Here is a 25,493-nt window from a genome sequence, read left to right on the forward strand (position 1 = left end):
ATGCTCCGACCCAGCCCCCGCACCGGTCTCCTCCTGCTCGGCGCACTCCTCGCGGCCCTCCCGGGCTGCGACGACGTGGAGGTCTTCGTCCCGCTGCCGGACCTGAGCGGCCCCGCCGGGGTGCTCGACGGCACGGTGACGTACTCCGGACCCCGGCCCTGCACGAAGGACGGCCACGTCGTCGGTGCCGCGATCGTGCTCGGCTTCGACACGCGCCTGCTGCCGCCGCCCGAGGGGCTCGGCACCTCGGCCGCGAGCATCGACGTGATCCCCGGCGACGAGCTCTTCGGAGGCCTGGGCGCGGCGCTCGATCGCTCCGAGGACGGCGCGCTCCACTGCCCCGAGCCGGACGAGCCGCCCGTCACCGTGAGCGCTACCTGGAGGCTTTCGCCCCTGGCCGCCGGCACCTACCAGGTCCGCGGATTTTACGACCGTGACGGCAATTTCGACCCCACCTTCAGCATCGCCAACCTGCCGACCCGGGGCGACGTGGCCGGAGGCGCGATCGAGAACGCGACCGAGGTGCTCGAGGGCGCCGCCCCGCGGTACCGCGCTATCACGATCGCCGCCCCCATCCCCGAGACGGGCACGCGCGTCAGCGGCATCGCCGTCACCCTCGGCCTCCCGCTCCCGCTGGAGCGGCCGCTCTTCCACCTCGCCGAGGTGCTCGCGCCGGCGTCCGGCGTCACGCAGAGCCCGAGCGAGGTGGTCATGGCCTCGGACTTCCAGCTGGAGACGTTCAGCCCGGCCAACCCCGCCGGCACCGAGGCGTCGCTGCTGCGCCTGCGGCTCGCCGCGGGGGTGCCGGACAGCGAGGTCGCGCGCGCGGCGAAGCCCCCGCTCTCGCTGCCGGTGGACGGCGAGCCCGCGCCGACCCTCCTCTACGCGCGGCAGGACGTGAACGGCGACGGGGTGATCGACGGCGACGATCATGTCCCCGACTCGGCCCTGATCCCGGCGCTCTTCCCGATCTCGGTGTTCGCGAAGCAGGACGACGAGGAGCCGCTGACCAGCCAGGCCGCGCCCGCTGTGATCCTCCAGGGGCTCACGATCTACGACGATCTCGTGACCACCGCCTCGCTCGGCCCGGAGCCGCTGAACGAGCCGCGAGACAGCGCGCTCATCGGCGTCCGGCCCGCCGCGCTGTGCATGCACCCGACCGAGCCGGAGCGAGGGGGCGTGCTCGTGCTCAGCCACAAGACCGACAAGGAAGGCAACGACATCATCGCGGAGCGGGACGTGGCCAAGGTCGAGGAGGCGCTGAGCCGGCAGTTCGGGCGCACCATCGAGGTCGCGTTCGGATGCCTGCCCGAGGGGAGCTACGCGCTCAACCTCATCTACGGCACCGGTCAGGCCTGGACCGTGCCCAACGAGGCCGGCGTGTGCGCGCCGTCGGAGGCCGAGACGGCCGACGTCTGCGGCGCGCGGCCGCGCCTCGCGTCGCAGAGCGTCGTGCTGCGCATCGGCCCGCCGGACGACAGCGCGTACTGCGCCGAGCACCCGACGCCGGCGGCCTGCGCGCAGTAACCGCCGCAACGCCGCAGCGGCGTCGGGTCGCGCGCGGCGCGAAGGCCGCCGCGATCCGGGCCCGGGCGCGGTGAAAGCGCCGGTTTCCTGCTGGAGGCGGCGGTTGCCTCGCGCGCGCGAACCGATGGTAGGGTCTCGGCATGCGCTGCACTTGCTTTCCCTCGCTTGCTCTTCTGGGGGCGCTCGGCGGCGCCGCGGCGGGCGCGCTCGTTCCATCCGACGCGTCCGGCGGCTGGCCGCCGCCCGTGTTGGCCAGCGCAGCGGACATGGCCGAGCCCGAGCACTGGCCGAACGATCCGGACTACGGCACGTCGGTCACGCAGAGCGGGCAGTGGGGATTCTACTCGTTCATCCCGGCCCCGAGCGGGTACGTCCGGCCGGAGGAGTCCGCCGCCGGCATGGCGATCGATCTCGCCTGGCGCTTCACCCAGGGGGACCCGCGCGTCAGGATCGCCGTCGCCGACTCCGGGATCTTCTGGGGAGAGGGGGATCTCCTGGAGAAGGTGTGGCTCAACCAGGGCGAGCTCGCGGCCCACAAGCCGCGGCACGCGGACGGCGCGGGGTGCGGCGGCGACGGCGCGCTCGAGGGCTTCGACTGCAACGGCGATGGGGTCCTCTCCGTCGCGGACTACAGGGACACGCCGGAGCTCACGCCCGCGGCGTCGGAGGGGCGGCCGCAGGGCGATCGGAACGGGAACGGCCAGCTCGACGCCGGCGACCTCATCCTCAACTTCTCGGACGGGAGCGACGACGATCGGAACGGCTACGTCGACGACATCGCGGGCTGGGACTTCTTCAAGAACGACAACGATCCGTTCGACGACGCCCGCAACGGCCACGGCACCGAGGGCGCGAAGACGTCGGCAGCGCAGACGAACAACCAGCTGGGCGGGGCGGGCGTGTGCCCGCAGTGCAGGTTCATCCCGCTGCGCGTCGGCGAGAGCCACGTCGCCGACGCGCAGGACCTCGCGAAGGCGCTCCTCTACGCGGCCGACAGCCGGGCCAACGTCGTGCAGTGCCCGGTGACCGCCGTCGACAACACCGGCTTCGTCCAGGCGGCGCTCGACTATGCCCACGCCCAGGGGACGCTCGTCGTCGCGTCGATGGGCAACGAGGGCTCGCGCCACCACAGCGTGCCCGCGACGAGCAACCACGCGCTGCCCGTGAGCGCCGTCCGCCACGACGGCCAGAGCGTCGCGACGTCGACCACGTTCGTCGACGCGTCGCCGTGCTCGAGCTTCGGCGGCAACAACGTGCTCGCCGTGTCGAGCCCCGGCTGCGCCAGCGACGCGACCGCCGAGCTCGCCGGCGTCGCGGGGCTGCTCTACGCCGTCGCCCTCGACCGCGGCGTGTCCCTGTCCCCGGGGGAGGTGCAGGGCCTGCTCGTCGCGACCGCCGACGACATCGCCATTCCGGAGTCGCAGGAGCCCGGGTCGCTGTACCGCTTCTCGCAGGCGGGGTTCGATCAGCGGTTCGGCCACGGCCGCGTCAACGCGAACCGCGCCGTGGAGGCGCTCCTCGAGGGGCGCGTGCCGCCCGCCGTCGACATCACGTCGCCGCGGTGGTTCGAGGTCGTCTACAAGGATCAGGTCCAGGGCCCGGTGCCGATCGAGGGCACCATCTCGGCGAAGCGGGCGATGGCCTACGACTACTGGGTCGAGTGGGCTGCAGGCGCGCAGCCGCTCGAGGCGGATTTCAAGGTGATCCACAAGGAGACGAACGTCGCGCCGACGGTCGTCACCGGCGCCGAGGGCCCGATCGCCTCCCTCGACGTGCGCACGATCGACACATCCCACCTCCGCGACCCCGACAGCCCCCACGGCGAGGACGATCGCGCGATCACGGTGCGCGTCCGAGCGAGCGCTCACTACGCCACCGGCAAGGTGGAGAGCGAGGCGCGGCGCACGGTCCACGTCGACAGCGATCCGACGCTGGTCCAGGGCTTCCCCGTCCGCGTCGGCGACAGCGTCGAGGGCAGCCCGAAGATGGCCGACATCGACGGCGACGGCGTCCTCGAGCTCGTCTACCCGACGGCCGGCGGCGCGCTGCACGTGCTGAAGGTGACGCCGAAGGGGCCGCAGCCGCTGCCGGGGTTCCCGTACATGACCCGCCCCACCGACGGCCTGCTCAATCCGCCGGCGTCCCCGGCCACGCCCGCTTACGTCGGCGCTCCAGCGTACAGCAAGGTGGACAGGAAGCTCGGCCGCGAGCCGATCCTGAGCGCGCCCGCCATCGGGGACCTCGACGGCGACGGCAGGCAGGAGATCGCGATCTCCACCTGGCCGGGCACGATCTACGTCATCGGCGCGGACGGCGACGTCCGGCGGGGGTGGCCGAATCGCCTGCCCGAGATCCCCTCCTGCCCCCTCGATCCCGGGGCTCCGGCGAGCGCGCCGTGCATGTCGGCGGCCGCGCGGATCGCGCGCGGGGCCTTCGCCTCGCCGGTCCTCGCGGATCTCGACGGCGACGGGCGGCTCGACGTGATCCAGGCGGCGTTCGACGGCACGGTCCACGCGTTCGACGGGGATGGCAGCGCGCTGCGCGGCTTTCCCGTCGAGGTGCACTACGCGGGTCCGCTCGCAGAGGAGCCGGCGCGGAGCCGCCTCCTCGCGACGCCCGCCGTGGCCGACTTCAACGGCGACGCGCTGCCGGATCTGCTTGTCGCGTCGAGCGAGCGGCTCGGCGAGGACGGCGAGGCCGGGGCGGTCTACGTGATCGATGGGCGAGGCACGACCGCGCCCTCCGGGCCCGTGCTCGCGGGGTGGCCCATCACCGTGCCGTCGCTCTCGTTCGACCCGCTCGCAGCGGAGGGGATCACGGCCTCGGGCGTCGTCGGGCGGTTCGACGGCGCGCTGGCGGGCGTCGTCCAGGGCAACGGCGCGCCGCCGCTCGTCCTCCCGGCCTCCCCCGGCGAGCAGCGCGAGCTTCTGGCGACGCCGGCGGGCGCGCTGCCGCGGGCGAGCGGCGGCTCGCCGGCCGGGCTCGACCCGACGTTCGGGCCCCTCTCGCCCGCCGCCGGCGCCCGGACGATGATCCCGCTGCTGTCGCAACCCGCGCTCGGCGACATCGATCAGGACGGCACCCCCGACGTCATCGCCGCGGGCGCCTCGAAGGCGGCCGCGCTCGCCCTCGCGGGCGCGCAGGGGGCGACGCAGCCGGGGCCTCACCTGCTCGCCGTCTGGAGCGGCAGGTCGGGCGCGATGCTGCCTCGCGCCCCGTTCGTGCTCGAGGACTACGCGATCTCGGGCAGCCAGGCGGTCGTCGATCTGAACGGCGACGGCTACCCCGAGGTGCTGAGCGGATCGAGCGGCTACTTCCTCCACGCCTTCGACGGGTGCGGCCGGGAGCCGCGCGGGTTCCCGAAGTTCACCGGCCAGTCGATCACCACGACGCCCGCCGTGGGCGACCTCGACGGCGACGGCACGCTGGAGATCGCCGTGGGCACGCGCGACGGCTGGCTCTTCGCCTGGCACACCGAGGCGACGACGGGCGCGCTCATCGCCTGGGAGAGCCTCCATCACGACAACCAGAACACGGGCAACCTCGACACGCCGCTCAGGCAAGGGGTCGCGCGGACGGCGCCGCGGCCGCTGACGGTGGACCTGTGTGAAGGCCCGCAGCAGGCCCCGCTCATCCTCCAGCTGGGCGGAGGCTGCGCGTGCGAGGCCGCGGGCGCCGAGCCGCGGCGCGGGTCCGGCGCTCGCGGCGCGGGCGCGGCGCTGGGCGCGGCGCTGGTCGGGGCGATGGCGCTGTGGGGGAGGCGGCGGAGGGGCTGTTGACCGCTAGGTGACCTCGACGCCGCGGCCACCTTACCTGCACGGGCGCCATGCACGCCGCGCAGACGCCAGCGCTGAGCGGGCCGACTTCCGGCCGCCGGCGACGGACCCGGCACACGCCTCGACGCCAGCGACGGATCCGAGCTCGCCGACGCACCTCTCGACGCTTCGGCCGCAGAACTGCTCCGGATCGGCCCACAGCGCTCTCCCGGACATCGCACGTCGTCGCCTACGCAGAGGAGCAGAAAGAGGAAGGGCGGTCGACGTGGAAAGAGGCTGGTAGGAGCCGCGGTGAGAACCAAGAGGACGGTTCCCGAAGTGACCCGTTCATGCCCCAAAGCCTTTGGTTTCTAGTTCGGAAGAGGTGCGACACGCCTCAGGGAAGCACACATGAGCCCGGCATGCCGATCGCAATAGACGCGACATGCGAACCATCACCACCGCCATCACAACAGCTTTCATCTTCTGCTCCGCCCCTTCATGCACGGTTGACCCGACACCAGAATCAGAGACCGCATTGAACGAGGAGGCGCTGGAGCACGAAGAGTCGATCACAGCAGAAGAAAGGTGCTACAACGCAGTAGACGATGGCGTCAACATCTGGACTCTCATGTGCGGCGCAGCGCTAGATATCTATTTAACACGTCCACAAGCAGGTCACTGCCATTCGGAGAGCAACGAAGGACGAGCCGCGGGCTACAAGAAGTGCCGTTCCAGTTGCCCTACGGCATGCTTCGCGCTTTCGACGCGATGGGAGCTTTACTGTGAAGAGCGCTCACCGTTCCTCATGAAGAGCATCTGCGAACAGGCGCGTCAGAACGGGCAGAGCAAGTGCTTGAACTCCTGTTGAGCTAGGGCGCTTGACATCGCCAAAGAGGGCGCTAGCTGGTGGGGCATGCCGGACGTGATCGCGGAACGTACTATCGAGCTGACACTTCCGAGCGGGACGCAAGAAAGCATCCGAGTTCGAGTGTGGGCACCCGAGTACAGTCCATCTCTTCGGAGCTGGGTCGCTGATGTGGAAGTTGCTGGAGCGGGGCACAACCATAAGACCCACGGAACCGGCATCGATGCTTTCCAGGCGCTGTACAGCGCGCTCTTCCTAATTCCGGTGATGCTCGACCACTATAAGGAAGATGGCCGGCTCTCGTGGCTCGATGCGGAGTGGCTCGGGTTCCCAGAGATCAAACTCACTGAGCCGTGACTCCGGCGCGCTGACGCGCGAACGCGCGGCCGGCCCAACGGCGAGCCGCTGGCCACAATAAGTAGTGTTCCAGCTGCCCTACAGCATGCTTCGCGCTATCAGCCGATGGGATCGCCAGTTGGACATAGACGGCGGCCCCGCGCGCCGGCGTCCACCTCGATGGCGGCGAGCTCGCCGGTGAGGGAAACGGGGGCACACGCGGCCGCCCGAAAGCCGCGCCGCCCTCGGGGGCGAGCCCGACCACGTGAACGGTGCCCGCGCCGAGATCGCTGACGCCCACCTCGACCTCCGCGCCCACGCCGCGCGCGCTCGCCGAGGCGCTCGCCTCACCGACGCCGCCCGCGCGGCGCGTTACATCGGCCCGAGGCTCGCGGCCCTCGTCCACGAGGAGCTCTGGATCGCGGCGCTCGACAGCCACGGCCGCATCCGCGAGGCGCGCATGCTCGCCCGCGATGTCGACGACGCCCTCTACGCAGGCCGCGCGACCATCCTGCGCGCTGCGCTGGACATGGCAGCCATCAGCTTCGTCCTGGCCCATAACCACCCGAGCGGCGCTCCGGCGCCGACCGGGGAGGACCACGCGATGACCCAGGAGCTCCGCGATCTCTCCTACGCGCTGAACGTCCCGCTCCAGACGCACGTCATCGTCGCGCCCAGCGGGCGGTACCACGCCGTCCTCGAGTAGGCCATCGCGGAAGCGGTGACCCCGCCTCACCTAACCCCCTCGCCGCGGCTCTTGGATCAGCGCCGCTCAGCGCCACCCGACCTGCAGCACGCACGCCCCCGTGCCGCCGCCCCCGCAGCGCAGCTCCAGGAGACGCGCGGTGGACCCTGACGTGGCGAGCAGCGCCCGCAGGAAGCCGCTCACGTAGCGGCACATCACCGGCGCAAGCCCGTCGGGCAGCCAGAGATCGACCTTGGCGCTGTGGGTCGACGTGCGCTCGACCTGGACCCGCCCCCACGCGTGGAATCGGCGGAGCAGCGGCCCCGCCACCTCCAGCAGCGCCTCCGGTGTCCGCGCGACCTGGAGCCTGCGCAGCATCTCGGGGAGCGCCGCGCTCGCGAGCGCGCCGCCGGCCGCCTCCACGCTCCCGGTGGCCTCGCCGCCGAGCGCGCGCAGGTAGGCCACGAGGGGCGCCACCGGGTAGAGCGCGGCGTCGTCGGTCGCCGCGACGAGGGCGTCGCGGTCCGCCGGATCGAGGCCGCTCCACACGCGCGCCTCGCCCCCTTCGCCGAGCCGCCGCGCCGCCTCGGCCCTGCAGAGCCGGAAGGCCAGGCCGCGGCTCAGCGGCGCGCCGTCGTGCTGCGCCGTGATCGGGGCCTGCGTACGCTCGCCTGGGATCGAGAGGAGCGGGCTCGAGAGGAGCGCGGCCGCGAGCGCGTCGGCGAAGGCGACCGGCGAGGCGATGCGCCGGGACGGCTCCGGCTCGAGCGCCCGCGCGAAGAGGGCGTCCACGCTCGGGGAGAGCCCCGGCCGTGCGCGCGAGGGGGGCGTGATCTCCCCGCGCTGCTGCATGGCGACGATGCCGTAGGCGCCCGCGGCCTCGAAGGGGGCCCTGCCCGTCAGCATGGCGTAGGTGACCGCCGCGAGGGCGTAGGTGTCGAGCGCCGGCTGCGGGTCGGCCGCCCCGGGGATCAGCTGCTCCGGCGCGGCGAAGCCGCGCGTCCCGCCGACGAGGTGGGGCCGCTCGCTGCCGAGCCGCGCCCCGAGCCCGAAGTCGATGAGCACCGCCCGCTCGATCCGCGTGTCGAGCAGGATGTTGCCCGGCTTGACGTCCGCGTGCACGTACCCCTCGGCGTGCATGCTCGCGAGCGCGCCCGCGATCTGGCGGACGACGGAGAGCACCTGGTGGAGGGGCATGAACCCGCCCTGCGGGGCGCGGTCGACGATGTGGCGGTGGATCGTCTCTCCCTCGACGTACTCGAGGAGGAGGTACATGCGCGCGCCGTCGAGCCGCCCCCAGCCGTACAGCTGGACGATGCTCGGGTGCCTCAGCCGCACGAGCGCCTCGGCCTCGCGGAGCAGGGCGCTGTCGTCCGGCTCCGTGACCACCTTGAGCGCGACGAGCTGGCCGAGGAGCTTCTCGCGCGCCAGGTAGACCTGCGACTGGCCCCCCTCGCCCAGGATCGCGGTGATCCAGTACTTGTCGTCCACGAGATCGCCGGGGGCGAGCCGCACGGGCAGCTCGTTCGCGTCGCCCCGGGCGAGCGGCGCTGGCGCTCCGGCGCTCTCCGGCGCAGGCCGCGACGTGGGCCGCTCGTTCGACTCGGTCACGTGGGGCGAGAGGCCGGAGCGCCGCGCGAGCTGCTCGCTCACCAGCCTGGCCGCGAGCTGGAGGGTCGCGATGCTGCCCGCGTCGAACCCCCGGGGCTCGCCGGACACCGCGCACACGCTCCCGACGGCCCCGACCCCCTCGATCACGACGGGGAACCCCGCGTACGCGCGGACCAGGTTCATGGCCACGAGCGGGTTCTCGGACAGCACGGGGTGCGCCTGGGCGTCCTCGACGATGAGCGGAGCGTTGTCGCGCGCGACGTGCTGACAGAAGGACCACGAGCGCAGCGTCCCTCCGGCGATCGACAGGTCGCGGGGGAGGCCGGTCGCGCCGATGAAGATCTGCCGCGACGAGTCGATGATCGTCACGACGCTGGCCGACGTGCCCACGCCCCGCGCGACGAGCTCGGCGACGACGACGAGCTCGGGGTCGGGCGTCGTGCTGCGCAGGCCTCGCCGCTCGAGCTCGGCGTCGCGCGCGGGGTCGTCCAGGGGGTCGGCGGCGCCGCCCGCCGCCGGGTGGCTCAGGGTGGGACCGCCGCCCGGCGACGGGAGCAGCGCCCCGAGGAGCGCTTCCGGGGTGACCGGCTTGTGGACGACCGCCGCGATCTGCTCGAATCCGCGGATCCGCTCGAGGAAGCCGCGGAACCGCGACGTGACGATGAGCCGGGCGGGCGGCGGCGTCCGATCGCCCGCTCGGACCCAGCCCTCGACCGCGGCGCGGTCCAGATCCGCGACGATGGCATCGGCGGCCGCGCACTCCTCGGGCGTGGGACGCGCGCCGGGGGGCGCGCAGACGGACCACCCGGCTGCACGCAACACCTCGGCCATGTAGTCGCGCTCCGTGGCGATGGGCTCCAGCAGGAGGACATTGCGCGTCATCGAACGGCGAGAGTACCTCGCCCGGAAGGGGAGGAGCACAGGCGCTGCCGCGCGCGTGAGGTTCGAGCCCCGGAACCTCCCCGCGCCGCCGCTGTCATTCCGCAGGCACGACGGACAGCCGGCCAGCGCGGCCGAGCGCCCGCCTGAAGGACGCGGATCCGCGCGTCCTCCGCGCGGTTCCAGAGGACGTGAGCGCGCCGCTCCGCGCGGCGCACAGGGGAGATCTATGCCCAGCGCGAACACGACGGACGCCGGGGATGGCGGCGCCGCCACCGATCCGAACCTCACCGCCGCGAGGCAGCCCGACGCGGCGAGCACCGGCGAGGCCGGAGGGCCGGTGCGCTCCGTGGAGATCGTCATCTCCTGGGGCACGACCGTGCTCTTCGTCCAGCACCTGACGCCGCCGCGCGCGTTCGACGTCGGTGAGGGGCGCGACGACGGTCGCCCGTGCGACTGCTTCCTCCCCGAGCGCGCGCTCGGCGCGCGCCGCGCGCCGCTCCTCGAGGTCGACGGCGCCGGGCGCGTCGGCTTCGTCCTGCCGGGCGCCGCGACGGGGACGCTCACGCTCGCCCCCGGCGGCGCGCCGCTGTCCGCGGCCGCGGCGCGGGAGCTGCATGTCGGCGTGGAGCGCGCGGCGCGCGCGGCGATCCCCGGGGCCACAGTCGTCCCCCTGCCCGCGCAGGGCCGCGTGGACGTCGAGATCGCGGGCGTGCGGATCCAGATCCGCGCCGATGCCACCGCGGGCGAGCGCGTGCGCCGCTCGCTCGTGAACCGGAAGAGCCTCGCCCTCCACGCCGTCTCCGCGGCCCTGCACCTCGGGCTCCTCGGCGCCCTCGCTCGCTGGGCGCCGCCCCTCGTCGACCCGTCCACGGGCATGAGCGCGGATCGGATCGCGCTCGTGCAGCAGTACCTCGCGTCCGCCGACGAGCGCGAGCTGCGCGCGGCGATCGAGCGGGAGGGCGAGCCCGCCGCCGACGCGAAGGAGGGCGGCGCAGGGACGCGAGCCAAGGGCGAGGAAGGGTCGATGGGTCACCCTTCGTCCGCGTCACGGGCGCTGGCGACGGGGAACAGGTGGGGGGTCAAGGGCCCGAGCGACAGCCCCGATCCCCACGTGGCGCGGCAGCAGGCGCTGCGCGACTCGGCCGAGTTCGGGATGATCGGGCTGCTCAACGCCGGCGGCGGCGGCGATCCGCATGCCCCCACGGCGCCGTGGGGGCTCGACGGCACCGCGTCGTCCGCAGGCGGCGCGGGCCTCCCCCTCGCCGGCTACGGGGGCCGCGCCGGCGAGAGCGCGCCGCTCGGGCTCGGCTCCATCGGGACGATCGGGCACGGCGCGGGCGCCGGGTCGGGCCAGGGGTTCGGGAGCGGCCACGGGCGCGCCGGCGCCTCCTCGCCGCCGGTCTCGGCGCGGAGCGCGGCCGCCTACGCTCCGGAGCCCGAGGTCGCCCTCGATCCGAACGGCCGCTTCGCCACCACGTACCGGCCCGGGGGCGGCCACCTCGCCGCGTTCGAGGCCGCCCTCGCGCGCGGCGTCGTGCCCGCGGCGGAGCGCGAGCTCGTCGGCGACGTCGCCGCCCGCTACGCCCCGGAGGTCCCGCTCGCCCCCGACAAGGCGCTCGGCCTGCGCGCCGACCTGGAGCGCGCCGCGCTCGGCCCGGGCGGCGGCGCCTTCCACCTGCGCCTCGCGCTCCGCTCCGCGGCGGCGGCGGCGGCGGCGCGGCCGCACCTCTCGGTGCACCTCGTCCTCGACACGAGCGGCTCGATGGCCGGCGCGCCGATCGACAGCGCCCGCCGCGCCGCGCAGGCGCTCGTCGATCGGCTCGCGCCGTCCGACGACTTCTCGCTCACCGCCTTCTCCAGCGACGCCGAGGTGGTGATCGAGGACGGCCCCGTCGGCCCGCGCCGCGCGGCGATCCGCCGCGCCGTCGAGGGGCTCCGCGAGGGCGGCGGCACCAACATCGGCGCGGGGCTCTCGCTGGGCTACGCGCAGGCGAGCCGGCCGGGCATCCCCGAGGACGCCGTACGCGTGGTGCTGCTCGTCTCCGACGGCCGGGCGACGAGCGGCCTCACCCACAGCGAGCGCCTGGCGCGGCTCGCCCTCGACGCCTTCCAGCGCGGCATCCAGACGAGCGCGCTCGGGCTCGGCGACGACTTCGACGGCCAGCTCATGAGCTCGATCGCGAGCGACGGGGCCGGCGGCTACTACTACCTGCGCCACCCGGAGCAGATCGCGCCCGCGCTGTCGACCGAGCTCGACAAGCGCCTCGACCCGGTCGCGACCGCGGTCGAGGTGCGCGTACGGCTGAAGGCGGGCGTCGATCTGCTCCGCGCCTACGGTTCGCGCCGGCTGGACGGCGCCGAGGCCTCCCGCGTCCGCGCCCAGGAGATCGCGGCCGACATCGCTGCCCAGTCGCGGGACCGGATCGCGGCCGACCGACGCGACGACGCCGAGGGCGGCATGCGCTTCTTCATGCCCGTGTTCGCCCGCGATGATCGGCACGCGCTGCTGCTCAAGCTGAGCGTCGGCCCCGGCGCGGGGAAGCGAGCCGTCGCGACCGTCGAGCTCAAGTACAAAGATCGGCTCTCCAAGAAGAACGCGATCGAGGAGATCCCCATCGAGGTGCGTTATGCGGACAGCGACGCCGCCAGCGCGGCGTCCGTCGACGCGTCGATGACGCGCGCGCTTCAGGGCTTCGCCGCGGGCGAGTCGCTCGCGGAGGCCGCTGCCCGCGTGGCGCGCGGCGATCGCGCCGGCGCCGCCGCGCTCCTCTCCGAGCGCGAGGGCATCCTGCACGAGGCCGCGACCCGGCTGAACGAACCGCTGTTCCTGGAGGACGCGGCGCGCCTGTCGCGCCTCCGCGCGCACATGGGCGCAGAGCAGGGCCTCGGCGATCCGCTCGTGCTCGCGATGTTGCTGGAGACGGCGGGGCGATCCCGCCTGCGCTGACGCGCAATCGCAGCGCGCACACGGGCGGAGGCGTCGCCCAGGTGGTAGGCTGAGCGCGGCCATGACAGACAGAGTCTCATCGACCGGACGCGCTGCGCTGCGAGAGTCGCTGCTCCAGTTCTCCGCTTTCGCCGACGCGCTCGAGTCCCGATCCATGCGCGAGGCCATCGATGCCTGCATCACCGTCCTGGACGCTCCAGGTCCGCTTGACAAGCGTGACCTCGCCCCATGGCTCAAGGTCGTCCACGAGCGCGCGGCCGATGTCTTTCGACGGGGTATCCGTCAGACCACGGGTGTGCTGCGCCAGCAGATGATGCACGGCCTGAAGCAGGCTGAAGAAGACGCGGTCTGGATGCAGCACGCCATCGACGCGCTCAGTCGAGACCGCGCGAACTGACATGCTGAGCTGAAACAGCGCTCGTCGCCCCCGCGCAGACAGCGGCTCGCCGCGACAGGCCGAAGCGAGCCGGCCGGAGGCGGGAGCAGGCGGGCCGCGGACAGCGTGACACGACACGCGCCGTCCGTGCTACGAGAGGGGACATGTTCGCCTCGGCGTTTCCGCTGCTGCTCCTCGGCTTCTCTCTCGGGATGCGCCACGCCACCGACGCGGACCATGTGATCGCGGTGGCGACCGTCGTGAGCCGGGTGCGGAGCCTCGGGACGGCGCTGCTGATCGGCGCGATGTGGGGCGTCGGCCACACGCTCACGCTGATGGTGATCGGCGGCGGCATCCTGCTCTTCGGGCTCGTGGTGCCGCCGCACGTCGGCCTGGCCATGGAGCTCTCGGTCGCCCTGATGCTGATCGGCCTCGGGGTGTATCACCTGGCGCGGCTCTACCGGGCGGTCCGGCGGGGCGAGCCGCCGGCGCCCGACGTCGCGCCGGTCAAGCACGCCGCGCCTGTCGCGCAGGTTGCTCACCACGACGGCCACCGGCACGACCTCGGCTGGGCGGACCGCGTGTTCGGCGTTTCGCGCGTCTATGCGAGCCTCCGGCCGCTGCTCATCGGCGTGGTCCACGGCCTCGCAGGCTCGGCCGCGGTGGCGCTCCTCGTGCTCACCACGGTGCGCGACCCGCGGTGGGGCATCGGCTACATCGCGCTGTTCGGCGTGGGCACGATCGCCGGGATGACGCTCATCACCGGGGTGCTCGCGCTGCCGTTCGCCTACGCGCGCGCTCGCACCAGCGGGATACACCACGCCTTCGGCGCCGTCGCCAGCCTCCTCAGCGTGGCATTCGGCCTGTTCCTGGCCTACGACATCAGCTTCGGATCCGGGCTGTTCACCGCGGACCCGCGGTGGACGCCAGGCTGACGGCGCCCGGGCGGGCCGCGCTCGCGCTCGCGCGCGCGCGCGCCGAAGGAGCGACGCTCGGCGCTCACCGGCTCGCGGTCGACCAGGCGCGCTCGGCCTCGCGCGGCGACGCCGGCGCGAGGTGCGCGTCGATCTGGGTCATGAGCCAGTCGAGGAACTCGTCCTTCAGGATCGTCTGCGCCACGTGCAGATCGGTCCAGACGGGCGCGCGCGCGGCCGCCCGGTCGCTCGTCTGCACCACGACCGGGATCGTGCAGAACCTCGCGTCGTCGCGCATCGCGCGGATGAACTCCACCCCGTTCATGACGGGCATGTGGACGTCCACGATGGCCAGCGCCACGGGCTCGCGCGCGAGCAGCTCCAGGGCGTCGCGCCCGTTCTCGGCCTCGAGCACGCTGAAGCGCGGCTCGAGGATCAGCCGGTAGCACTCCCGGATGTCCGCGTCGTCGTCCACGACGAGGATGGTTACCCCCTCGACGGCGCCGAGCACGCGCTCGACGGCGGCGCGGAGCTCCCCCGCGGTGACGGGCTTGCGCACGTAGCCGGCGACCCCTCGCAAGATCGCCTCTGCCGGCTTGTTCACGACGGAGACGAGCATCACGGGCACCCGCTCGCGCGACTGCACAAGCCGGTTGAAGGCGAAGCCATCCATCTCGGGCATCAGGAAGTCCGCCAGGACGAGATCCGGCGTCCACGTCCGGAGGAGCTCCAGCGCCGCGCTCCCGCCGCGCACGGTCCGGACGTCGTACGCCGCGCCTTGCAGCGCCTCGGCCATCCACGCGAGCGTCCCCGACTCATCGTCGACCAGCAAGAGCTTGGCCATGGCATCACTCCCCTTGCGCCCCGGCGCCACCCGACTCGCCCGCCTCGCCGACACGCCGCAGCCGGAGCCAGAACCTCGCCCCTCCTTCCGGCCGCGCCTCGTACCCGATCGCCCCGCCCCACCGCTCCACCGCGATCCGGGCGCCGTAGAGCCCGAGGCCGCTGCCCGCGCCAGGGTCGTGGCCGTGCGCGAATTTCTGGAACAGGCGCGGCGCGATGGCAGGGGAGACGCCAGGCCCATCGTCCTCCACCGTCACGCGAGCCCACCGGGGCTCATCGTGCACCGCGACGCGCACCGACCTGCGCGGGGGCGTGAACCGGAGCGCGTTCTCGACGAGGTTGGAGACCACGCGCGCGAGCCTGCGCTCCTCACCGACGACGGCGCACGGCCGGGCGCAGCCGATCTCCGGCGGCGCCTCCAGGCACACCCCCCGGCTGCGCGCCATGGGCAGGAGCGCCTCGACGACCCGAGCGACGGTGCCGCACACGTCGACCACCGCGGCGAGATCGCCGCTGGAGGCGTCGGACGCCATGCCCTCGGCGGTGAACACGTCGAGGATCTCCCGGATCAGCTCGCGCTGCCGCAGGGCGGCCTTCAGCGCGACCGCGGCGAGCGCGCCGCTCTTCTCCGGCAGCGGCTGCTCTCCCAGCAGGGACAGCGCGCCGAGGAGGCTGTTCAGCGGGCCGGAGAGGTCGTGAACGATGCAGTGGACGAGGACATCCTTCCGCTCGACCTCGCGCGACAGCGCCTCGTGGACGAGGCGAAGCTCGCGCGCCCGCTGGAGGACGCGGCGGCGCTCCTGGAACAGCGCGTCGTTCCGGGTGATCACGAGCAGCCGCGACGAGCCGACGCGGAGCGCCGTCGCCTCGAGGTGAAGCGCCTCGTCGCCGATCATCTGCGTCCAGAAGTCGGATTGCACGCCCGGCGCGCCTTCCGCGGACCAGGCCCGCTCCGCCTCGGGGAGGAACACCTCCAGGAAGGGCAGCGCGCGATCGATCGGGAGCGGCGAGTCGCGCCACGGCGGCGCGAACCCGAGCCCTCGGAACCACGGCGGCGGCTCGCCGCGGATGACGAAGGTCCCGTCGTGCAAACGCTCGAGGACGAGCTTGTCCAGCGCCGCGAGGAGCCACGTGTCCACGTCCATCAACCCCGCAACGAAGGCGCTTCGCTCGCCAGCATGGCGCGCGCCAGCGCGTTGAACGCGCCTTCGACCCCGGCGCCGGTCTTGGCGCTCGTCCTCGTGATCCAGAGGCCCGCCCTCCTCAGCCTGGCCTCGGTGGCGTCGTCGATGTCCCACGCCCCGGTGAGATCGGCCTTGTTCATGACGACGACGGCCGGGACCTCTCCGACGATCGTCCGCGCGGCGGTGTAGAGGCGGAGCCCGGTCTCCGCCGTGAGGCGCCGCGTGCCGTCGATGACGAGGAGCCAGCCCGCGGAGCCGCGCAGGTACGACGTCTGGACGGCCTGGAACTCGTCCTCTCCGCTCAGGTCCCAGAGGATGAGGTCGAGCTCGCGTTCATCGCACCTCACGCGCCGTGCCTCGATCGTCACGCCGATGGTCGTCCGGTAGGACTCGGAGAAGATGCTGCGCACGAAGCGGGCGACGAGGCTTGTCTTGCCGACCCCCGTCGCGCCCAGCACGCAGACCTTGCGTTTCTCCGCCATGACTCAGTCCTTGCTCTCCGCGTGCAGGTCCACAAGGAAGATCACGCTGCGCGCGCGGCGCTCGTCCGCGCCGGCGAGGCACTCGGCCCGCGCCGCTCCCCCGGCGCAGGACGGGGGCACGACCTCGCGCCGCGTTCCCCCGCCGCTCGCTCGCAGGCGATCGGCCGGGATCCCCCGCGCGACGAGCTCGGCCGCGACGTGCTCCGCGCGGGCCTGGCTGAGCGCTCGGTTCGACGCCTCCGATCCGACGGGATCCGCGTAGCCGATCTCGCGGATCTCGGCGGTCATGCCGGCCTCGCGCGCGCGGGCGATCAGCCGCTCGGCGGCGGCCGCGACCTCGTCGAGGCGCGCGGCCTGCTCGCCGGAGAGCCGCGCGGCGCCGCGGCGGAAGAAGAGCTCCATCGCCTCGAGGGAGCGCGCCGCCGCGCGCGCGCGGTCGATCGACTCCTGCGCCGTCAGGCCCTCGCCGTCGAACCCCGAGACGCCAGGAAGCACCGCCGCCGACCAGCGCGCGCGCTCGATCCAGCGCTGGGGCGCGACCCCGCTGGCCGCGACGGCGCCGCCGCGCAGCGCCAGGGTGACCCCGGGCGGCGGCTCCAGAGCGCTCGCCACCCGGCGCTCGACGATCTGCGGGTGGAGCGAGTAGAAGGGCTCGAAGCGCAGGATGACCTCCTGGCGCAAAGGGCCGCCGCGCTCGAGCACGGCCCTCGGGTCCGCGGCGAGCGGATCGCGGAGGCCCGTGAACACGACCTGGCCGGCGCGCCGCTCCGCCGCGGTGACCAGCAGGCCGGGCTCGCGCCGCAGCGCCTCGCCCCAGCCGTCGACGCGGCGCTGATCCTCCCGCGAGGCGCGCACCGAGAAGACGAGCGCGGCCGCGACGACCGCGGCCAGCAGGGCGGCCGCTATCGACACGGCCCGCGCTCGGCGCGGGATCGGCTGGCGCTGCTGCTGGAGGCAGCGCGAGAGCAGCTCGCGGGCGCCCGAGAACGGCGTCCTATCGCCGCGGAAGCCGGCGAGCTCACCGCCGTACGAGAGGTGGACGCGCTCCAGCGTCTCGCACAGGACGAGCCCGTACGCGGGCGGCGCCACGCCGCGCACGATGGACACGAGGAGCGCCGACGGGCCGTGCTCGACCCACCCTGTCAGATCGCCCACGCGGAAGCGCTCCAGCCGCGCGTCGGTCCGGAACGCGTCGTGGGCGAACGCGTCGATGGCGGTGAGCATCGCCGTGACCTGGTCGGGATCCCTGTAGGGGATCTCGTCGGCGCTGAGGTGCTCGAGGACGAGCCCCGTCCCTCGGTGGACGAGGAAGAGCTGCTCGGTCCGGTAGACCATGGAGCGGAGCAGCACCACCTCCGCGAAGGGACGCCCCGTGCGGCGCGCCTCGACGCGCCAGCGCATGCTCCGCCAGGACAGGCCGAGGGCGGCCGCCTCGTTGAGGCGCTGGATCATCGCCCGGAGAGCGCAGCGCACGGCCTTGCGGATGGCCGGCCCCATGGCGGGGGAGATCGCGTCCGCGAACGACCCCGGGTCCTGGCGCACGCGCTCCTGGATCGCGCTCGAGAGGAGCGGCTCCAGCGCCCACGAGAGCGCCTCACCCTTCTTGCGGCTCTCGATCACCGCCTCGGGCAGCGCCCCCGCGACCATCTCGACCATGGACTGGTCCAGCCGCTCCTCGATCCGCTGGATCCGGTGCTGCTCAGGGCCCACGAGCAGGGGGCGGAGGTCTTCGAGCGTCTTTCTCGGCGGAGGCGCCTCGCGGCGCGCTCTCGGCTCTCGCATCGTTCTTCTCCGGACCGCCGCGCCGGCTCCGCTGGGAGGAGCGGCGCGGCCGCCTCACGCTGCCTCGTCCGAGCGGCGCTCCACCTTCTGGTACCGCTCCGACTCCGCGGCCGCCTCGCGCGCCGGCGGCTCCGGCGCGAGCGCTTCGGCGCCGTCGGCCCACGCGGCGGCCAGCTCGCGCTCGAGCATCGCGCTCAGCTCGCTCCGCGTACGCCGCGTCTCGTCGACGAACGCCTTGGACTGGTCGAGGATCTGCTGCCGGAGCTCGCGCTGCGTGCGCGCCACGAGCTCCTCCAGCCGCTGGACCCGCTGCGCGATCAGCTCGATCGCCTCCCGCGACTCGCGCGCGACGCTGCCGAGCGCGCCGTCGGCGGCCGCGCGCTGGGCCTCGATCGACGCGCCGAGCGCCTCGATCTCCCTGCGCATGTGCGCCTCCAGCATGTCCAGACGCCGCCACGCTTCACTCCGCAGCTCCTCCGCCTGGGCGGCGACCTGAGCGTCGGTGTGCGAGAGCCGGCGAGCGAACTCGCGGAACTGGGCGCCGCACAGGATGTCGCGCACCTGCTCCAGGCTGTTGGTGATCGCGGACTCTGCGTGTCCTGCGGTGGCTTCGTGCTCCGCCCGCCCGCTCGTCCTCATGGTCATGATGAAGGCCCCCTCTCCGTGCGTGCCGCGCGTGTCGGGCTCGGCGAGCCGAGCTCGCTCGTCATCGCGCTCCCGTATCGCTTCGTCGCGCTCGCGACGCCTCACCGAGCTCGCTCCCCCAGGTTTTCTCTTCCGTCTGGACACGATGCCCCTCGCTCATCACGTCACGCGATGCGCAACATGGGTCAGCACCCTGGGCGCGGGTAGCCCTCGGAAGGCCGCGGGGGCGGCCGCGGCTCGGCCGGGGAGCCGCTCGGCTGCTCCGAGGCGCCGCGCTGAACAGGAGCTCTCGGAGCCCGGTAAGATGCTGCCATGCGAAATCCGCGAACCTCCCTGGTGGCCGCGGCCTTCCTCGCGGCCTGCGGCGCTCCGACCGGCGGCGCACCTTCCGCGAGCGCTCCTTCCGCGAGCGCCGCCGCTTCGGGTTCCAGCTCGCCCCCGGCCGCCCCGCCGCCGCCGCCCCCGCAGGCCGCCGCCCCCGCAGCCGCGGCCTCCCCTGCGCCGGCGCCCTGCGGCGCGCTGGGCTGCCTCGCCTTCGATACGCCGGCCCAGGCCTTCGCCCACGTCCTGGAGAGCGGCCCGCGCGTGCTCGCGGTGGGCGAGGCGCACGCACAGCAAGGCTCGGAGGGCGTCCCCTCGACGACCCGACGCTTCACGGAGCTCTTCCTGCCGGCGCTCGCCGGCCGCGCCTCCGATCTGATCATCGAGCTCTGGGCCGTGGACCCGCGCTGCAAGAAGGAGCAGGTCGCGCGGGTCGAGACGGAGCAGCGGACGGTCACGCAAGGACAGGCGGCGCAGAACCAGGACGAGTTCCTCGCGCTCGGCCACGCGGCGAAGCGGCTCGGCATCCGGCCCCGCCAGCTCACGCCCTCCTGCCAGGACTACGACGCCATCGTGCGCGCGGGGCCGGACGCGGTGACGGCCATGCTCGAGATGATCGCGCGCCTGACGGCCGCCGAGGCGAAGGCGCTGCTCGGCCGCGAGGACGCCGCGGGAAAGATGGTGATCGCCTACGGCGGGGCGCTGCACAACGACGTCGCCCCGCGCCCTGGGCGCGAGCGCTGGAGCTTCGGACCGGAGCTCTCCGCGATCACCGCCGGGAAGTACGTGGAGCTCGATCTCATCGTCCGCGAGTTCATCAAGGAGTCGGAGTCCTGGCGGGCGCTGCCGTGGTATCCCCATTTCGACAGGGAGGAGCGCCCGGACAAGGCGGTGCTCTTCAACCCCGCGCCGGGCTCGTACACGCTCATCTTCCCGCGCTCGTCCTGAGCCGGCACCGCCGCGCCGAGCGCCGCGCGCGCCGCGCGGCGGCTTCAGGGCAGGAGGGTGAACGTGACCGGCGCGCCCGTGAAGGGACCGCCGCCCTGCACGATGCGGTTGTTCTCGAACAGCGCGCTGATCACGCTGACCGTGATGGGCACGCCGGCAGCGCGGAGCTTGTCCCAGGCCGCCGCGTCCGGCGTGTAGCTCAGCTTGGTCGTGAACACCCGGAGCAGCGGCTCGCGCTCCGCCGTCGTGAAGACCAGGAAGTAAGCGCGCCCGTTGATGGGCGTCCCGTGAGCCCAGGCGGCGCGCGCCGGCCCAAGGAGCGCCCCGAGCTCCGCGACGATCGACGCCCCCGGCGCGGCGAGCTCGCGCGCCCCCGGCGCCGCGGCGGCCGCCAGCCGCAGCTCCGGCGCGGCCCGAGGCGCCGTCCGCTGCGCCGCGCCCGCGACGTGGAAGGCCAGCTCCGGCGCGGCGTCGCCGGGGAGCATCGCGCCGTCCTCGGGCGCGTCGAACACCGTGCCCTGCGAGGGCTCGTCCTTCGGGTCCACGGCGAGCAGCGCCTCCAGGGCCTCGTCGGTCGCGCCGCCCTCGAAGATGACGTCGGCCAGGCTCGGGTCGGTCGACGTCCCGCTCGACGTGTGGTCGTGGCTGTGACCACACGCCCCGGTGTACATCGCGGCCGACGCGAGCGCCGCCAGCGCGGGCACGAGGAGCGCCCGGCTCAGAAAAGGCCTTCGGCTCACGGCGCCTCCGCCCAGGGATCCGCGAAGCGCGGGTCCTTCAGAAACTCGTCGTCCGTCAGGGTTTGCAAGAAGGCGATCACGTCCGCTCTCTCCTCTTCTGTGAGATCGAACCCGCTGATGAGCTCGCTCTTGAACTTGTTCTCGCTGCCCACACCGGCGTTGGGCAGGCCAGCCTCGATCGTGCGCCCTCCGGCGGCGTAATGGTCGAGCACCCCCTCGAGCGTCTCGATGCTGCCGTCATGCATGTACGGCGCCGTGACGGCGATGTTCCGCAGCGTGGGCGCGCGGAACCGGCCCATGTCCGCCTCTTTGTGGGAGATCTCGTAGACTCCCCCGTTGCCCTCCGGGTAAGCGCCGTTCCCGTCGATGTTGTAGAGCCCCGTGTTGTGGAACATCACCTCCGTGAAGGTGGTGCCGTCGTGCTCCACCGAGTCCGACAGGTTGAAGCCGCCGTGGCAATGGAAGCACTCCAGCTTCTCGGAGAAGAAGAGATCCATCCCGCGCAGCGCCGCGTCGGACATCCCGGAGGGGTCGCCGCCGTAACGGTAACGGTCGTAGGGCGCGCGGTAGGAGAGCAGCGACCGCTCGAACGCGGCGATCGCCTTCGTGATGTTCGCGAGGCGGATGGGCTCGCCGTCGCCGGGGAACGCCTCGGGAAAGAGGTCCTGGTACAGCGGCTCGCCCTGGAGCCGCTCCAGGAGCTCGTCCTCCATGCCGGCGAGCCCGAGCTCGACCGGCGTCTCGCCGAACATGGGGAGGAGCGCTTGCTCCTCGAGCGCTTCCATGAGCGGATTCGCCCAGGTCAGCGTCGTGAGGTAAGCGACGTTGGCCAGGCTCATCGAGCTGCGCGAGTGCAGCTGGCCGGTCGAGCCCTCGGCGTTCGCGAGGTGGTCGGTGAACGCGAGCTCCTGGCGATGGCACGAGCCGCACGAGTACGTGCCGTTGCCGGACAGGCGCACGTCGTAGAACAGCCGCCTGCCGAGCTCGACCTTCACCGACGACATCGGGTTGTCCTCGGGGACCTTGGGCACCGGAAAGCCCGTCGGCAGCCCCCACGCATAGGCGCCCGCGCCGCCGCCGCCCTCCCCCGTCGATCCGCCCGGGCCTTGCGGCCCATCGTCGTCGCCGCAGGCACAGCAGAGGGCCGCGAGCGCGGCGAGGGCGGAGGAGATCGCCGAGCGGCGGAGAGCGGTCATCGAAGCGAACATCGCCATGGCGCCTAGTCTATCCTGAAGAACGACTGCTGATCGGGGCGCGGCGAGCCGTCGGCGCTGTCGATGCCGAGATGCGTGAAGAGCGGCAGACACTCGGAATCCGACGGATCCGACATGCAGCCGGGGATGTCGTCGGCGCTCCCCGACAGGTCGCTGTCCGCGACGAGCGCCGCATAGTCGACGAGCACCTTCGTCGTGAGCGGGTCGATGTCCTGGAGGACGATCTCGGCGACGTTGGGGCGATCGCAGGCGGCCACCCCGCCGTCCGCGCCGGGCATGCAGCCAGTGCTCCCGATGTGCACGAGGAACGGCTTGTCGTCCGCCGTGGAGACGCTGTCGAGGCGCAGGAACTTGTACCCGTCGTTCCAGCTCCAGAACAGCCCCGTCAGGTTGAGCGGCGACGGCGCGCTCGACGCGTCACCGTGGTTCAGGTCGAACGGGACGCCCAGCTTGAACGACAGCCCGTCGTAGTCCCCGGCCGGGACCGTCCCGCGCACCACGCCGTTCGTCTCCTCCGTCCCGTTGGCGCAGGTGCCCGATCGGTCCTCGAAATCGAGGAGCACGACGTCCTGGTATTGCCACAGCTCGTCCTGTTCGAGCGAGAGCGGCACCTCCTCGCCGTCCGCGCGGCGCAGGCGCACGTCGTGGATGTAGAGGCGGAAATCGTTCAGCCCCACGTCCGTCGAGGCGCTGCCGACAGCGTACGTCTCGCTGCAGGAGAACACCTCGTCGCGGACGCGGCCTTCGAACTGCAGCGCGACAGCGATCGTCTCAGCCCCGCCGCTCCCCCCGTCGATGGGGTTCACCCCCTCATCGTCGCCGCACGCCATGAGCGCGAGCACCGCCCCGACCAGCGGGAACCAGAGCCGTGATGCACGAAGACCGGATTCCATGAGCGTCCTCCCGAGGAACGATGCGCGCCACGATAGGCCGCGTCGCCCCTCGCCCGAATGCGACATGTTGTCGCTATCGCGATCCGCCCGAGAGCGCGAGTCGATCCAGCGTCGAAAGAGGGCTCGCGGACGGCCCCGGAGCAGCCTTCGGCGGCCAGGAGACAGCGACGCCGCCGACGACCGCACGACCGCACGACCGCACGACCGCACGACCGCGCTCGCCGCCTGTGACGTCGACCAAACCGCCGGCGCGCCCGCCGGGCGAGCGTGCGCGTCCGCATGATAACACGAACCGATAAAATCGTGCTACTGGCCAGCCCACCTGTGATCCGCTCCCCGAGCACGGCGTTCCCGCTGCTTCTTGTCATCGCGTCCGTCGCGTCCGTCGCGCCTGCGCGCGCCGGCGACGGTGCCGCACCCGCACGCGCCGGCGACGGCGCCGCGCCTCCCCCCGCAGCCGGGGCGACAACGTCGGCGGGCGGCGATGCCTCGGCCGGCGCCGGCGCAGCGGCGCCCGCCTCCGGCGCGGCGGGCGCAGCTGCGCCCGCGCCCGACGCCGCGCCCATCACGGTCGTGGTGCAGGGCGCGGCGCCGCCGCGCAGCGCCTCCGAGTCGGTGCGCGGGCAGGCCGAGATCCGGGCGGCGCCCCACCGGACGGCGAGCGACGTGCTGCAGCTCGTGCCGGGCGTGTTCACCTCCCAGCACAGCGGCGAGTGCAAGGCGCACCAGATCTTCTTCCGCGGCTTCGACGCGGTCCACGGGCAGGACCTCGAGATCTGGGTCGCGGGCGCGCCGGTCAACGAGGTCTCCAACGTCCACGGCCAGGGCTATACCGACCTCCATTTCGTGATGCCGGAGGTGATCGGCGAGCTCCGCGCGCAGCCGGGATCGTACGACCCGCGCCAGGGCGACTTCGCGGTCGCCGGGACGATGCGCTTCGATCTCGCCTACGGCGAGCCGGGGATCACCGCCACCGCCTCCGCAGGCTCGTTCGGCGCGCGCCGGCTCTTCCTCGCTTACCACCCCGAGAACGCGGACGACGCCACGTTCGCGGCCTTCGAGGCGTACGGGACCGACGGCTTCGGGCCCGCCCGCGCCGCCGGCCGGGCCTCGCTCGTCGCGCAGGCCGTCTACCGGCCGCTCGCCGGCGTCTCCGCGCGGGTGATGGCGTCGGCGTTCGCCTCCCGCTGCGGCTCCGCGGGCGTCCTGCGCCTCTGCGACATCGAGTCGGGCAAGGTCGACCGCTTCGCCTCGTACGATCCCGATCAGGGCGGCGACTCGTCGCGCGCGCAGCTCGTCGTCGATCTGCGCGGCTCGGGCGACGGCGCCGCCCGCGGGGAGGGCCTCTCGCTCACGCCGTTCGTCGTGCTGCGCGCGCTCCGGCTGCGCTCGAACTTCACCGGGTACCTGGCGGACCCCACGAACGGCGACGCCACCCAGCAGCTCAACGAGGCGATCACGGCGGGCGCCACCGCGTCGTACCGGCTCACCTTCCCGCTGCTCTCCGACCGCGACACGTTCGAGGCGGGCGTCGTCGCGCGCACCGACTGGATCGAGCAGTCGCAGCGGCGCCTCGCGGCCGTCGACGACAGGCCGACCGCAACGCTCGTCGACGCGAAGGTCCGCGCGACCGACATCGCCGGCTACCTCGACGCGTCGATCCGGCCGGCCCGGCGGATCACGCTGCGCGGCGGCCTGCGCGCCGACGGCCTCGCGTACCAGGTCGTCGACAACGTCGGCCAGGGGGCGCAGGCGCGCAGCGCGCAGGGCGTCCACGTGGGCGGCAAGGGCACGGTCGACGTGGCGCTGCTCCCCGGGCTCCGCGCGCTCGCCAGCGTGGGCCAGGGGTTCCGCTCGCCCCAGGCGCGCAGCCTCGGCGACGGCGAGCGGACCCCCTTCACGCGGGTGCTCTCCGCCGAGGCCGGGCTCCGCTACGCCGACGAGCTCGTGCGGGCGTCGGCGGCGCTGTTCCACACGCGCCTCAGCCAAGATCTCGTCTTCGACGAGGCGACCGCCCGCAATGAGCCCGTGCCCGCCACGGCCCGCACCGGGGTGGCCCTCGACGCGGTGGCGCACCCGGCGCCGTGGCTCGTGTCGAGCGTCGGCCTGACGTACACCCGGGCCGCCTTCACCGCCTCCGGCGGGCGCTACGCGGCGGGTGATCTCCTCCCCTTCGTGCCCCAGGTCGTCGCCCGCGCCGATCTCGCGGTGACGCCGCGCCTCGGCGCGCTCTTCGGCAGGCGCCTCGAGGCCCGCGCCGGCGCTGGCGTGACGCTGCTCCACGGCCGCCCCCTGCCGTACGGAGAGATCGGCCACGACGCGCTCGTCACCGACGTGACGGCGCACGTCCGCTACCACCGCATCGAGCTCGGGCTCGACGTCTACAACCTCCTCGACGCGGCGTGGTTCGACGGCGAGTTCGTCTACCCCTCGAGCTTCACCCGCGGCGCGGCGCCCGACCTCCTCCCCGCGCGGCACGTGACGGTCGGCGCCCCGCGCAGCTTCCTCGCTTCGCTCTCCCTCTACATCGGCTGAGGACC

At 73.4% G+C, this 25,493-nt stretch carries 18 protein-coding genes and 1 pseudogene; 10 read left to right on the plus strand and 9 right to left on the minus strand.

Going from position 1 to position 25,493, the window contains the following annotated elements:
- The 5 genes and pseudogenes from WME95_RS32245 to WME95_RS32265 form a co-directional block, all read left to right on the plus strand.
- Nucleotides 1-1,527, plus strand: a complete 1,527-nt coding sequence (locus tag WME95_RS32245; RefSeq protein ID WP_437903196.1) for a hypothetical protein — start codon at nt 1-3, stop codon at nt 1,525-1,527.
- Nucleotides 1,528-1,667: 140 nt separating this feature from the next.
- The gene (locus WME95_RS32250) at nt 1,668-5,306 is read left to right on the plus strand and encodes an FG-GAP-like repeat-containing protein (protein ID WP_437903197.1); all 3,639 of its coding nucleotides are present in this window, start codon (nt 1,668-1,670) and stop codon (nt 5,304-5,306) included.
- Between the two features lie 421 nt (nt 5,307-5,727).
- Nucleotides 5,728-6,153, plus strand: coding sequence for a hypothetical protein (locus WME95_RS32255; RefSeq protein WP_437903198.1), 426 nt, complete (start codon nt 5,728-5,730; stop codon nt 6,151-6,153).
- Between the two features lie 45 nt (nt 6,154-6,198).
- Complete coding sequence (locus WME95_RS32260) at nt 6,199-6,507, plus strand: DUF6968 family protein (RefSeq protein ID WP_437893967.1); 309 nt, start codon at nt 6,199-6,201, stop codon at nt 6,505-6,507.
- A gap of 280 nt (nt 6,508-6,787) precedes the next feature.
- A pseudogene (locus tag WME95_RS32265) lies at nt 6,788-7,192 on the plus strand (JAB domain-containing protein); the annotation flags it as partial.
- 66 nt (nt 7,193-7,258) lie between these two features.
- On the opposite strand, the gene WME95_RS32270 reads toward WME95_RS32265, so the two are convergent.
- Nucleotides 7,259-9,664 (minus strand): protein kinase domain-containing protein, encoded by a 2,406-nt coding sequence (locus WME95_RS32270; protein WP_437903199.1) that lies wholly within the window; start codon nt 9,662-9,664, stop codon nt 7,259-7,261.
- A gap of 226 nt (nt 9,665-9,890) precedes the next feature.
- Between WME95_RS32270 and WME95_RS32275 the strand changes: the two genes are divergently transcribed.
- The 3 genes from WME95_RS32275 (at nt 9,891) to WME95_RS32285 (ending at nt 13,922) form a co-directional block, all read left to right on the plus strand.
- Nucleotides 9,891-12,611 carry a vWA domain-containing protein gene (locus WME95_RS32275; protein ID WP_437903200.1) on the plus strand — a complete coding sequence of 907 codons (2,721 nt, stop codon included), beginning with the start codon at nt 9,891-9,893 and terminating at the stop codon, nt 12,609-12,611.
- Between the two features lie 154 nt (nt 12,612-12,765).
- Entirely contained in the window at nt 12,766-13,008 is a 243-nt protein-coding gene (locus WME95_RS32280; RefSeq protein ID WP_437542744.1) for a hypothetical protein, read from the plus strand.
- 143 nt (nt 13,009-13,151) lie between these two features.
- Nucleotides 13,152-13,922 carry a high-affinity nickel-transport family protein gene (locus WME95_RS32285; protein ID WP_437903201.1) on the plus strand — a complete coding sequence of 257 codons (771 nt, stop codon included), beginning with the start codon at nt 13,152-13,154 and terminating at the stop codon, nt 13,920-13,922.
- A 64-nt stretch (nt 13,923-13,986) separates the two neighbouring features.
- Here WME95_RS32285 and WME95_RS32290 read toward each other — a convergent pair whose 3' ends face one another.
- Genes WME95_RS32290 through WME95_RS32310 form a run of 5 tightly spaced genes read right to left on the minus strand, consistent with a single transcriptional unit; the run spans nt 13,987 to nt 18,837 of the window.
- Nucleotides 13,987-14,745: a response regulator gene (locus tag WME95_RS32290; protein WP_437542750.1), complete on the minus strand. Its 759-nt coding sequence runs from the start codon at nt 14,743-14,745 to the stop codon at nt 13,987-13,989.
- A gap of 4 nt (nt 14,746-14,749) precedes the next feature.
- Complete coding sequence (locus tag WME95_RS32295; protein ID WP_437903202.1) at nt 14,750-15,889, minus strand: sensor histidine kinase; 1,140 nt, start codon at nt 15,887-15,889, stop codon at nt 14,750-14,752.
- The gene (locus WME95_RS32300) at nt 15,889-16,410 is read right to left on the minus strand and encodes a Rab family GTPase (protein WP_437542754.1); all 522 of its coding nucleotides are present in this window, start codon (nt 16,408-16,410) and stop codon (nt 15,889-15,891) included. The genes WME95_RS32295 and WME95_RS32300 overlap by 1 nt, the downstream gene beginning before the upstream one ends.
- 3 nt (nt 16,411-16,413) lie before the next feature.
- Nucleotides 16,414-18,192, minus strand: coding sequence for an OmpA family protein (locus WME95_RS32305; protein WP_437903203.1), 1,779 nt, complete (start codon nt 18,190-18,192; stop codon nt 16,414-16,416).
- 54 nt (nt 18,193-18,246) lie between these two features.
- Nucleotides 18,247-18,837 (minus strand): hypothetical protein, encoded by a 591-nt coding sequence (locus WME95_RS32310; protein ID WP_437903204.1) that lies wholly within the window; start codon nt 18,835-18,837, stop codon nt 18,247-18,249.
- 312 nt (nt 18,838-19,149) lie between these two features.
- On the opposite strand from WME95_RS32310, the gene WME95_RS32315 reads away from it, so the two are divergent.
- On the plus strand, nt 19,150-20,106 hold the full coding sequence (locus WME95_RS32315) for a hypothetical protein (RefSeq protein WP_437903205.1): 957 nt from the start codon (nt 19,150-19,152) through the stop codon (nt 20,104-20,106).
- Between the two features lie 44 nt (nt 20,107-20,150).
- Here WME95_RS32315 and WME95_RS32320 read toward each other — a convergent pair whose 3' ends face one another.
- The 3 genes from WME95_RS32320 to WME95_RS32330 are packed head-to-tail and all read right to left on the minus strand — an operon-like array spanning nt 20,151 to nt 22,953.
- Nucleotides 20,151-20,846 carry a hypothetical protein gene (locus tag WME95_RS32320; RefSeq protein ID WP_437903206.1) on the minus strand — a complete coding sequence of 232 codons (696 nt, stop codon included), beginning with the start codon at nt 20,844-20,846 and terminating at the stop codon, nt 20,151-20,153.
- Nucleotides 20,843-22,060 (minus strand): MbnH family di-heme enzyme, encoded by a 1,218-nt coding sequence (locus WME95_RS32325; protein WP_437903207.1) that lies wholly within the window; start codon nt 22,058-22,060, stop codon nt 20,843-20,845. Before WME95_RS32325 ends, WME95_RS32320 begins: the two co-directional genes overlap by 4 nt.
- A 5-nt stretch (nt 22,061-22,065) precedes the next feature.
- On the minus strand, nt 22,066-22,953 hold the full coding sequence (locus tag WME95_RS32330) for an MbnP family copper-binding protein (protein WP_437903208.1): 888 nt from the start codon (nt 22,951-22,953) through the stop codon (nt 22,066-22,068).
- 303 nt (nt 22,954-23,256) lie between these two features.
- On the opposite strand from WME95_RS32330, the gene WME95_RS32335 reads away from it, so the two are divergent.
- Nucleotides 23,257-25,488, plus strand: coding sequence for a TonB-dependent receptor (locus WME95_RS32335; RefSeq protein WP_437903209.1), 2,232 nt, complete (start codon nt 23,257-23,259; stop codon nt 25,486-25,488).
- The last annotated feature ends 5 nt before the right edge of the window (nt 25,489-25,493 follow it).

It is taken from the genome of Sorangium sp. So ce327 (assembly GCF_051530205.1).
Lineage (GTDB): Bacteria > Myxococcota_A > Polyangia > Polyangiales > Polyangiaceae > Sorangium > Sorangium cellulosum_B.

What these genes read in the sequence shown, in the direction of transcription:
- WME95_RS32245 (WP_437903196.1), top strand. Translation starts at nt 1, where the DNA reads ATGCTCCGACCCAGCCCCCGCACCGGTCTCCTCCTGCTCGGCGCACTC.
- WME95_RS32250 (WP_437903197.1), top strand. Translation starts at nt 1,668, where the DNA reads ATGCGCTGCACTTGCTTTCCCTCGCTTGCTCTTCTGGGGGCGCTCGGC.
- WME95_RS32255 (WP_437903198.1), top strand. Translation starts at nt 5,728, where the DNA reads ATGCGAACCATCACCACCGCCATCACAACAGCTTTCATCTTCTGCTCC.
- WME95_RS32260 (WP_437893967.1), top strand. Translation starts at nt 6,199, where the DNA reads ATGCCGGACGTGATCGCGGAACGTACTATCGAGCTGACACTTCCGAGC.
- WME95_RS32270 (WP_437903199.1), bottom strand. Translation starts at nt 9,664, where the DNA reads ATGACGCGCAATGTCCTCCTGCTGGAGCCCATCGCCACGGAGCGCGAC.
- WME95_RS32275 (WP_437903200.1), top strand. Translation starts at nt 9,891, where the DNA reads ATGCCCAGCGCGAACACGACGGACGCCGGGGATGGCGGCGCCGCCACC.
- WME95_RS32280 (WP_437542744.1), top strand. Translation starts at nt 12,766, where the DNA reads ATGCGCGAGGCCATCGATGCCTGCATCACCGTCCTGGACGCTCCAGGT.
- WME95_RS32285 (WP_437903201.1), top strand. Translation starts at nt 13,152, where the DNA reads ATGTTCGCCTCGGCGTTTCCGCTGCTGCTCCTCGGCTTCTCTCTCGGG.
- WME95_RS32290 (WP_437542750.1), bottom strand. Translation starts at nt 14,745, where the DNA reads ATGGCCAAGCTCTTGCTGGTCGACGATGAGTCGGGGACGCTCGCGTGG.
- WME95_RS32295 (WP_437903202.1), bottom strand. Translation starts at nt 15,889, where the DNA reads ATGGACGTGGACACGTGGCTCCTCGCGGCGCTGGACAAGCTCGTCCTC.
- WME95_RS32300 (WP_437542754.1), bottom strand. Translation starts at nt 16,410, where the DNA reads ATGGCGGAGAAACGCAAGGTCTGCGTGCTGGGCGCGACGGGGGTCGGC.
- WME95_RS32305 (WP_437903203.1), bottom strand. Translation starts at nt 18,192, where the DNA reads ATGCGAGAGCCGAGAGCGCGCCGCGAGGCGCCTCCGCCGAGAAAGACG.
- WME95_RS32310 (WP_437903204.1), bottom strand. Translation starts at nt 18,837, where the DNA reads ATGACCATGAGGACGAGCGGGCGGGCGGAGCACGAAGCCACCGCAGGA.
- WME95_RS32315 (WP_437903205.1), top strand. Translation starts at nt 19,150, where the DNA reads ATGCGAAATCCGCGAACCTCCCTGGTGGCCGCGGCCTTCCTCGCGGCC.
- WME95_RS32325 (WP_437903207.1), bottom strand. Translation starts at nt 22,060, where the DNA reads ATGGCGATGTTCGCTTCGATGACCGCTCTCCGCCGCTCGGCGATCTCC.
- WME95_RS32330 (WP_437903208.1), bottom strand. Translation starts at nt 22,953, where the DNA reads ATGGAATCCGGTCTTCGTGCATCACGGCTCTGGTTCCCGCTGGTCGGG.